10 protein-coding genes, 1 pseudogene and 1 riboswitch are annotated in these 8512 nt (G+C 69.8%); of the genes and pseudogenes, 5 read left to right on the top strand and 6 right to left on the bottom strand.

Annotated elements, in window-relative coordinates:
* A pseudogene (locus G6023_RS06495) lies at window positions 1-185 on the bottom strand (hypothetical protein); the annotation flags it as partial.
* A 110-nt stretch (window positions 186-295) separates the two neighbouring features.
* A riboswitch (TPP riboswitch) is annotated at window positions 296-393 on the top strand.
* 91 nt (window positions 394-484) lie between these two features.
* Between G6023_RS06495 and G6023_RS06490 the strand changes: the two are divergent.
* From G6023_RS06490 to G6023_RS06480, 3 genes are read left to right on the top strand one after another with little or no spacing between them, the layout of a single operon-like run.
* Window positions 485-1249, top strand: a complete 765-nt coding sequence (locus tag G6023_RS06490; RefSeq protein WP_182634566.1) for a 3-oxoacyl-ACP reductase — start codon at window positions 485-487, stop codon at window positions 1247-1249.
* Between the two features lie 39 nt (window positions 1250-1288).
* Complete coding sequence (locus tag G6023_RS06485) at window positions 1289-1654, top strand: hypothetical protein (protein ID WP_182634564.1); 366 nt, start codon at window positions 1289-1291, stop codon at window positions 1652-1654.
* A 4-nt stretch (window positions 1655-1658) separates the two neighbouring features.
* Window positions 1659-2129, top strand: a complete 471-nt coding sequence (locus tag G6023_RS06480; protein WP_182634562.1) for a hypothetical protein — start codon at window positions 1659-1661, stop codon at window positions 2127-2129.
* Between the two features lie 73 nt (window positions 2130-2202).
* Here G6023_RS06480 and G6023_RS06475 read toward each other — a convergent pair whose 3' ends face one another.
* A complete protein-coding gene (locus G6023_RS06475; protein WP_182634560.1) occupies window positions 2203-2427 on the bottom strand; it encodes a hypothetical protein in 225 nt (74 codons plus the stop codon).
* 213 nt (window positions 2428-2640) lie between these two features.
* Between G6023_RS06475 and G6023_RS06470 the strand changes: the two genes are divergently transcribed.
* Complete coding sequence (locus G6023_RS06470) at window positions 2641-3516, top strand: SDR family oxidoreductase (protein ID WP_182634569.1); 876 nt, start codon at window positions 2641-2643, stop codon at window positions 3514-3516.
* A 173-nt stretch (window positions 3517-3689) separates the two neighbouring features.
* Here G6023_RS06470 and G6023_RS06465 read toward each other — a convergent pair whose 3' ends face one another.
* Window positions 3690-4007 carry a hypothetical protein gene (locus G6023_RS06465; protein WP_182634558.1) on the bottom strand — a complete coding sequence of 106 codons (318 nt, stop codon included), beginning with the start codon at window positions 4005-4007 and terminating at the stop codon, window positions 3690-3692.
* A gap of 93 nt (window positions 4008-4100) precedes the next feature.
* Between G6023_RS06465 and G6023_RS06460 the strand changes: the two genes are divergently transcribed.
* Window positions 4101-4262 (top strand): hypothetical protein, encoded by a 162-nt coding sequence (locus tag G6023_RS06460; RefSeq protein ID WP_182634556.1) that lies wholly within the window; start codon window positions 4101-4103, stop codon window positions 4260-4262.
* A 594-nt stretch (window positions 4263-4856) separates the two neighbouring features.
* Here G6023_RS06460 and G6023_RS06455 read toward each other — a convergent pair.
* The 3 genes from G6023_RS06455 to G6023_RS06445 all read right to left on the bottom strand — a co-directional run.
* The gene (locus tag G6023_RS06455) at window positions 4857-5969 is read right to left on the bottom strand and encodes an NDMA-dependent alcohol dehydrogenase (protein ID WP_182634554.1); all 1113 of its coding nucleotides are present in this window, start codon (window positions 5967-5969) and stop codon (window positions 4857-4859) included.
* A gap of 104 nt (window positions 5970-6073) precedes the next feature.
* On the bottom strand, window positions 6074-7603 hold the full coding sequence (locus G6023_RS06450; protein WP_182634552.1) for an aldehyde dehydrogenase family protein: 1530 nt from the start codon (window positions 7601-7603) through the stop codon (window positions 6074-6076).
* A gap of 156 nt (window positions 7604-7759) precedes the next feature.
* Window positions 7760-8512 (bottom strand): helix-turn-helix domain-containing protein (locus G6023_RS06445; RefSeq protein WP_277817506.1); only part of this gene is annotated, 753 nt, incomplete at its 5' end.

Raw genomic sequence — 8512 nt, 5'->3', positions numbered from 1 at the left:
AAACGCTTGCCCTGCCAGCCCGGCATCCCGCCGAGGGCGATCGCGCGCGGCGCCACCGCCCTCAGCGGTGCCGGGCCGACGAACGTGACGAGGTAGTCGCCCGGGGCGGGCAGATCGGTCGGCGGCGTGGCCTGCGAGAACAGGGCGCGCAATCGGCCGAGCGAGGTCGGCAGGGCGGCGGTCACGGGGCTCCGATCGTCGGGGGCGTTCGCCGATCCTAGGACGGTTGTCCAGCCACGCGGGACAGATCGGCAGTGTGGCTTCGCGTTCAGCCGGCCGCGGGTGGCCTAGGCTCGCACTCGACACGGGGTGCCGCCCATCCGGGCGGCTGAGAACACACCCGTCGAACCTGAACTGGGTAGTTCCAGCGGAGGAATGTCGTGCACGTCGCCCCGGGCGGCGTCGCCTGGCAGTCGTGCGGTCATCGTGCGGCGGGCTGGTGGGCATCGCGCTCCCCGTGAGGAACCACCGGGAAGCGAGTGGCATGCGTATCAACGAGCAGGTCGTCCTGGTCACCGGCGGAGCCCGCGGACTCGGCGTGGAGATCATCCGCGCCTTCTCCCGCGAGGGCGCCCTCGTCGTCGTCAACTACCGACGCAGCGAGGCCGCCGCCGCCGACCTCGTCCGTGAGCTCGGCGAGGACCGCGCCGTCGCACTACGCGCTGACGTGACTGACGACGACGAGGTACGCGCCCTCGTCGACGCGGCCCGCACCCACTTCGGTCGGCCGATCAGCACGGTGGTCAACAACGCCCTGGTCGACTTCCAGTTCAACGGCGACGCCAGGCCGCGGCCGGAGACCCTGACCTGGGAGGACTTCGACTCGCAGTTGCGCGGCGCGGTCAAGGCCACCCTCGCCACCACCCAGGCCGCGCTGCCGGGGATGCGTGAGGCCGGGTTCGGCCGGATCGTCAACATCGGCACCAACCTGTTCCAGCACCCGGTGGTGCCGTACCACGACTACACCGCCGCCAAGGCCGCCGCACTCTCGCTCACCCGGACCCTGGCCACGGATCTGGGGCCGGACGGCATCACGGTCAACATGGTCTCGGGCGGCCTGCTGCGCACCACCGACGCCAGCGCCGCTACACCTGAAGAGGTGTTCGACATCATCGCCTCCGGCACCCCGCTGCGACGGGTGATCACCCCGGCCGAACTCGCCGACGCGGTGTTGTTCTTCGCCTCCCCGTGGGCACGGGCCGTGACCGGACAGAACCTCATCGTGGACGGCGGGCTGGTCAAGGGCTGACCCTTGCCCGGCCCAGCTCGGGTGGTGGAAGCTGGAGGTATGGAACTGCCGTCGGTCACCTCCCCGCGAACCGCCGAGGGGCGGCGGATCGAGGCGGCCGAGGCGGCGGTGTACGAACTCGACCAGCGGCTGGCCGAATGGGATCAGCAGCGGGCGCTCGTCGTCGCCGAGGAACTCGGAAGCGACCCCCACGCCCACGTCCCGGCGACCTGGCCGACGGTCGCGGAGGCGCACGCGGCAGCGGCCGGGCGTCTCGCGTCACCCCTGTCACCCGCTGCGCTCGCTGCGGAGTGCGCGGAGTTGCGCTGGACGGGCGTGGGGAAACTGATCGGGGCCGGGATCTCGGCGGCGGTGCTCCTGTCCGTCCCGCTGACGCTCGTCCTGCGCGCACTGGGCGGGGGGTGATGTCGTGCCGCTCATCCTCGCGTTACTGCTACTCATCGTGATCGCCGGGCTCGCGGCCTGGGTCGCGGCGACCGGATGGCTGGTCCGCGCCGGGCTGGAGGACCTGTCCCGCCGCCGACGGCTCAGACTCGGGGCCGACCCGGTGCAGCTCACCGCCGAGCGGGCGGTGGACTCGGCCCGGCGGACCCACCTCCTGGCGCTGGAAGCGCTGACGCAAACCCTCGACCGCTGGTACGAGATCCGGTTCACGCTGGGGATCGGCACCCCGCTGGAGGGCGCGTACCCCGAGGTCAGAGACCACCTCGATGCCGATCCGGACTTCGCCGGGTTGTTGGAGCGGGCCAACACCGCCTGCCTGGACAGTCGCTCGACCGCGCCGGCCACCGTCGCGGAACTGCTCGACGAGGCCGCGCGGATGGATTCGATGATGCTCGCCATCCGCGGCCACCTCCACCGCGCGGGGCGGTCGAAATGAGCGACTCCGCCCCGCTCCCCCCACGAGAAGTGGGGATGGGCGAGGCGGAGTGACGCTGTCCGCGGGGGCGGGCTCAGGCGATGCCGGTGCCCTCGTCGGCCGCGGGGGAGGTGTTGGTGCCGCCGTCGTTGATCTCGAAGCGTGTCCACTTGCCGTCCATGTCGACCTCCATGGCGTAACCGAGCGCGTCGTCCGGGACCTCGACCGTCTTGAACCAGTCGTAGGCCTTGGTGTCGTCGGCGAACTCCTTCTCGTCGATCACGTTCTGCTCGGGGTCAATCACGCGGTAACGGGGCATGCTTGCTCCTTCGTCTCGAGGGGAGTTGAGTTCTCTTCCGCAGTGTGGGGGATTCGGCACGACCTCGCATCCGGACGGGTGGTCGCGCGGCGGGGCGTACGGTCGATGCAGCCACACGATCCAGGAGGCCCACACGTGAGCACCGACCCCACCGCTTCACCCTCCGAGCAGCCCGACGCCGTCCAGCCCGACGCCGTCCAGCCCGACGACGCGGTGCTGGTCGATCCCACTTCCAAGTACGAGGTGGAGATTCCGCTGCAGTCGCAGCCCGTTCCGGGGCTCGCGTCGGAGCTCGACCCGCCCGCGGATCACGGAGAGACGTCGTACGTCGGCCACGGTCGCCTCACCGGTCGGCGGGCGCTCATCACCGGAGGCGACTCGGGGATCGGCCGGGCGGTGGCGATCGCGTATGCCCGCGAGGGCGCGGATGTCGCGATCGGCTACCTGCCATCCGAACAGTCCGACGCCGACGAGGTCGCGCGACTGGTCCGGGAGGCCGGGCGGACATGCGTACTGCTCCCCGGCGATGTCGGCGACGAGGAGGTCGCGCGGGGGATCGTCCGCGACGCCGTCGCCGGGCTCGGCGGGATCGACGTGCTGGTGCTCAACGCCGCCCGGCAGACGTACGTGGAGAACCTCGAGGACTTGACCTCCGAGCAGTGGGCCGAGACGATGAACGTCAACATCTCCGCCCCGTTCTGGATGATGCAGGAAGCGCTCGGCCACCTGCAGCCCGGTGCGAGCGTCATCTTCACCTCGTCTGTCCAGGCCTACACTCCGTCGCCGGGCCTCGTGGACTACGCGACCTCTCGCGCTGCGGTCAACACGATGTCCAAGGCGTTGGCGCAGCAGCTCGCGCCCCGGGGGATCCGCGTCAACGCCGTCGCGCCCGGGCCGTTCTGGACCGCGTTGCAGGTCACCGGCGGGCAGAAGCCGGAGAAGCTCCCGTACTTCGGGCAGAAGAATCCGCTCGGCAGGCCCGGCCAGCCCGTGGAGATGGCCGGCGCGTACGTGTATCTGGCCTCCGAGGAGTCGTCCTATACCACCGGCAACACCCTCTCGGTGACGGGCGGGGCGCCCACGCCCTGAGCCGACTCGGCGCAGCCGCACGCCGGGTTCAGCCGCCTGCCGTGTCCAGCCGCCTCAGCATCCGCGCGCGGACGGTGCAGCCGCGCACGAAAATTCGTCAGCGGTTGCAGTGGTTGCGCGCGGATGCCGTGAGGTGCGCTGCGGGCCGGTTCGTGAGGTCGGCTGTGGTCAGGTCAGAGGAGGTGCGCTCGTCGGAGCCCGCCGAGCAGCAGTCGCTCGAACCGGACGGGCTTGAACAGGTCGTGCCAGACCCAGCGGATCACCACCACGCCGAGATCCCTCAGCTGGTCCTCGCGCTGCTTCTCGAGCCACACCACCTCGCTCGGGTCCGCGCTGTTGCCGGCGCGGCCGGAGTACTTGATCCTGCCGTCGAACTCCCCGGCCAGTGTGCCGTCTCCCCAGGAGAAGTCGGTGCGGGCGATGACCTGCCCCTCCTCGGAGAGGTATCGGTGCTGCAGTCGAGGCGCCGGAATCGCACGCAGGGATCTCATGACGCAGCGCGAGAGCGATTCACCGGGGCTCTCCGCGAGCGGGTCCGCAAAATCGATAGCCTCTCGGGCAATCGCGACACCGGTGCGGCCGCGGTGAAGTTCGAGCTCGTTCACCAGGGAAGCCCGCGTGACCAACTTCAGGCGCAGCGCATGGTCTGCCGCGCAGACACCCGCGTCGAAGCCTGCAGTCCGGGCAAGGTCGATGATCGTCCGATCAACGGTCGTGACGGGGATGCCGTCGACCTCGGTGGCTGACAGGGAACTCCCCGGGGGGGTATGGATCTGGACGTGAGGGGTCTTGCGTCCTCCGGCGGGCCGGCCGACCGTCAGGTGGACGCCCTGGGTCCGGGTTCTGACGAGGGGGATGCCGTGAAGCTCCGCTGCCGTGTGGTGGCTGATCAGTGCCCCGGCAGGTCCCTCCGCTAGCGCGATCCTGGAGGACCTGACGGCGGAGACCTTCCGGGACTCACCGGCTACGGGCACATGAAACCACCCGTGCCTGCTCCTGATCAGGCTTCCTGCAGAGACCGCGGCAGTGAGTGCGCGGTGCGACAATCCCGCCCGGGTCGCCTCTGCCGTGGTGAATGGTTGCCCCGTGAGAAACGGGATCGCTGGAGTCATGGCGGCAACGGTGCCAGGGGCCCCCGGTGAATCCGGCCTGCGAACAAGGCCGGCGGCCGGACCCTGTGGAGAAGCCGGCCCTGTGAAATTCAGGTCCTGGCAGTCCTGGACCAGGCCTCGCCGGACAACCGCGCGCAATTACTGCAGCCGCCCACGATAACTCGTGAGCGGCTGCAGTGATTGCGCGCGGCTGCGGGCGGAGTTGTCGGGACGGCTGCCGGCGACGGATCAGGTGTCGTGGATGATCACCCCGCGCATGATCTTGCCGTCCTGCAGGTCCTGGTAGCCCTCGTTCACCTGGTCGATCGTGTAGGTCGTGGTGATGAGTTCGTCCAGCTTGAGCTTGCCCTCGTCGTACAGGCGCAGGAGCTTGACGATGTCGTACTGCGGGTTGGCGGAACCGAACAGGGTGCCTGTGATGGTCTTCCCGAACAGGGCCATCATGGTGCCGCTGACCTGGACGGTCTTGTCCGTCATGTTGCCCAGGCCGGTGATCACCACCGTGCCGCCCTTGCCGATCACGTCGAACGCGCTCGAGACGACCTGCTCGTCGACGGTGCCCACCAGGATGAGCGCCTGGTCCGCCATCTGGCCCCAGGTCAGTTTCTCCACCTCGGCGTGGGCTTCGGCGGCGTCGGCGAAGGCGTGGGTGGCGCCGAACTTCAACGCCTCGTCGCGCTTGAACTGAACGGGATCTACCACGACCACGTGGCGGGCACCGGAGTGGACGGCGCCCTGGACGGCGTTGATGCCCAGGCCGCCGATTCCGTAGATCACTACGGTGTCGCCCTGGCGCACGTTGCCGGCGTAGGTGGCGGTGCCCCAGCCCGACGGCACGCCGCAGCCCACCAGGACGGCCTTGTCGAGCGGCAGCCAGTCGTCGACCTTGACCACCGAGTGCTGCGAGATCACCGAGCGCTCGGAGAACGTACCGAGCATGCACATCGCACCGAAGTCCTTGCCGTCCGAGTGGAAGCGGAAGGTCCCGTCGGGCATATGGCCCTCGAGGATCGTCGCTCCCATGTCGCAGAGGTTCTGCCGCCCGGTCGAGCAGTAGCGGCAGGTCCCGCAGTTGGGGATGAACGAGCACACCACGTGGTCGCCCGGCTTGACCTTGGTGACGCCCACGCCCACGGCTTCGATGACGCCGGCTCCCTCGTGCCCGCCGACGATCGGGAAGCGCGGCGGGAGTGAGCCGTCGGACAGGTGCAGGTCGGAGTGGCACAGGCCCGCGGCCGTGTACTTGATCAACACCTCACCGGGGCCGGGATCGTCCAGGTCGAGCTCGATGATCTCGAACGGCTTGTGGAGGTCGAACAGTACTGCTGCTTTGGTCTTCACGGCGTGTTCCTTTCAGGTAGTGCAGGGTGGGAAGAGAGGGGAGTCGCCGACGTCCCCGGAGGGGGCACGGGGACGCCGGGTCCCGGTTCGTGGAGCTCGATCACTCAGAGCTGGATGTTGACCGACCTGGTCTGGGTGTAGAGGTCCAGCGCACCCTGGCCCAGTTCGCGGCCCCATCCGGACTGCTTGAACCCGCCGAACGGCATGGCGGTGTCGAAGCCGTTGTACTGGTTGACCCAGACCGAGCCGGCGTGCAGACGGCTGGCGACCTTGTGGGCCTTGGAGATGTCCTTCGTCCAGACGCCCGCGGCGAGGCCGTAGATCGAGTCGTTGGCCTGCCGGACCGCGTCGTCGATGTCGGTGAACCGCAGGGCCGAGACGACGGGGCCGAAGATTTCGTCCGTGACCACCCGGTGGTCGGGTTCGACGTCTACGAAGACGGTCGGTTGGACGAAGTAGCCGGTGTCACCGTGTCGGCCGCCACCGGTCAGAGCGCGTCCGCCGTCCTCGATCCCGGCTCGTAGGTAGTAGGAGACCTTGTCGAACTGGTCCTGGTCGACGAGCGGGCCGAGTTCGGTGGCGGGGTCCAGGCCGTGCCCGATGGTGGCCTGGGCGGCGGCGTCGGCAACAGCCTGCGTGAACTCCTCGTAGATGGAGTCCTCGACGTACAGGCGGGTGCCGGCGGTGCAGGCCTGCCCGTGGTTGAACATCCACGCGGCCACGGACCCGGCGACGGCGGCCTCGAAGTCGCAGTCGGCGAAGACGATGTTGGCGCTCTTGCCGCCCAGCTCGAGGGAGACCTTCTTGAGGTTGCCCTTGGCGGCGTCGACGATCAGCTTCCCGACCTCGGTGGAGCCGGTGAAGGCCACCTTGTCCACGTCGTCGTGGGCCGAGATGGCCGCGCCGGCGTCGCCGAAGCCGGTGACGATGTTGACCACGCCGTCGGGAACCCCGGCATCGGCGATGACCTCGCCCAGCAGCAGCGCGGTCAGCGGCGTCTGCTCGGCTGGCTTGAGCACCAGCGTGTTGCCGGTGGCCAGGGCGGGTGCGAGCTTCCACGCCGCCATGAGCAGGGGGAAGTTCCAGGGGATGATCTGCCCGCACACGCCCACGGGGACGCGCTGGGTGTAGGCGTGGAACTGCTTGTCGCCGGCGAACGGCATCGACACGTTGACGGTGGAGCCCTCGATCTTGGTGGACCAGCCGGCGTAGTAGCGGAACACGTCCGCAGCCCATGCCACGTCGACGGCGGTCGCGATCGCCACGGACTTGCCGTTGTCCAGCGCCTCGATCTGGCCGAACAGCTCGGCCTTGGCGTCCAGCAGGTCGCCGATGCGCCAGAGGATCTGCTCGCGCTGGTTGGGCTTCATCGTGGCCCAGGCGCCGTCGTCGAATGCGCGGCGTGCGGCGGCCACGGCCCGGTTGACGTCCTCGGGCCCGCCGTGGGCGACCTGGGTGATCTCGGCGCCGGTGGCGGGGTCGTAGGTGCCGAAGGTGCGGCCGTCGGCGGCGTCGACCCACTGCCCGTCGATGAAGAGCTGGTGCGGGCGGCCGAGGAAGTCGCGGGCCTCGGTGCCGAGCCGCTCGTCGACCTGGGTGGTGGCGCCGGTGTCCCGGGAGAGTGTGCCGGTCATTGTGTCCTCCAAGAATTCCGACCGGCTCAGATGTGAGGCCGGTCACAACCCATCATGGGGTCGGTCCGGCCCGGCGGAGTGTTCAGATTCTGGACAACATGGACAACACCGACAGCGTCGACGACGCCGGGACAACGCCGGGACGACGCCCGCCCGTCAGGACAAGCCGAACTCGCGCATCCGGGCGTACAGGGTGGTCCTGCTGATGCCCAGCCGTCTGGCGGCGCGCGACCGGACGCCGTCGCATCCGGCCAGGGCGGCGACGATCGCGTCATACTCGCCTCTCGCCAGCTCCCCGGCCCGGGGTGGGCGTCCGGTGCGGGCGCGGGACGGCAGTGAGTCCACGTCGAGGGTCGTCGACCCCCTGCGCCCGGACCCGGTGAGGCATTCGCTCAGGATCGACCGCAGGGAGATCAGTCCGTTGGGCAGGTCCAGGGCGCAGACGGCGTCCGTGAAGCGCGCTGTGGGCACGGTCGGGCCGAGCCCCTTCTCGGCGGTCAGTTCCGTCACCATCCGGGCGACGATCTCGGCGCTCTCGGCCCCCCGTTCGTGCAGCGGCCGCAGAACGGTCCTCGTCCCGCACGCGTCCAGTGCCTCCGTCACCGCCGCGCGGGGGTCCTCGCGACTGGTGACGACGACGAGGGCGGCCTCCGCCGACCGTAGGCGTACTGCCAGGCGGCGCAGGTCGGCGCCGTCGAGGAGGTCGATGTCATCCAGGACCAGCGGCCTGCCCTGATCGCCCTGGTCACGTAGGGCGGGCACCACGAGCCCGATCCACGCGGCGTCCGCGCTGTCGGCTTCCGCGAGACGGACGTGCAGGGCGCCCGGGCCGGCGATGTCCCGCGCCGTCGTCGATCGTCCCGACCCGGAGGGGCCGACCACGGCGTGGGCCCGCCCGGTGGCCCCGCT

The organism is Dietzia sp. DQ11-71 (assembly GCF_014144995.1).
In the GTDB taxonomy this organism is placed as follows: Bacteria; Actinomycetota; Actinomycetes; order Mycobacteriales; family Mycobacteriaceae; genus Dietzia; species Dietzia kunjamensis.
Note: the sequence above shows the minus strand (reverse complement) of the source record. Positions and strands in the feature narration are given on the sequence as shown.

Coding starts and splice junctions, on each gene's coding strand:
- G6023_RS06475 (WP_182634560.1), bottom strand. CDS start 2,427: ATGCCCCGTTACCGCGTGATTGACCCCGAGCAGAACGTGATCGACGAG.
- G6023_RS06465 (WP_182634558.1), bottom strand. CDS start 4,007: ATGAGATCCCTGCGTGCGATTCCGGCGCCTCGACTGCAGCACCGATAC.
- G6023_RS06490 (WP_182634566.1), top strand. CDS start 485: ATGCGTATCAACGAGCAGGTCGTCCTGGTCACCGGCGGAGCCCGCGGA.
- G6023_RS06450 (WP_182634552.1), bottom strand. CDS start 7,603: ATGACCGGCACACTCTCCCGGGACACCGGCGCCACCACCCAGGTCGAC.
- G6023_RS06485 (WP_182634564.1), top strand. CDS start 1,289: ATGGAACTGCCGTCGGTCACCTCCCCGCGAACCGCCGAGGGGCGGCGG.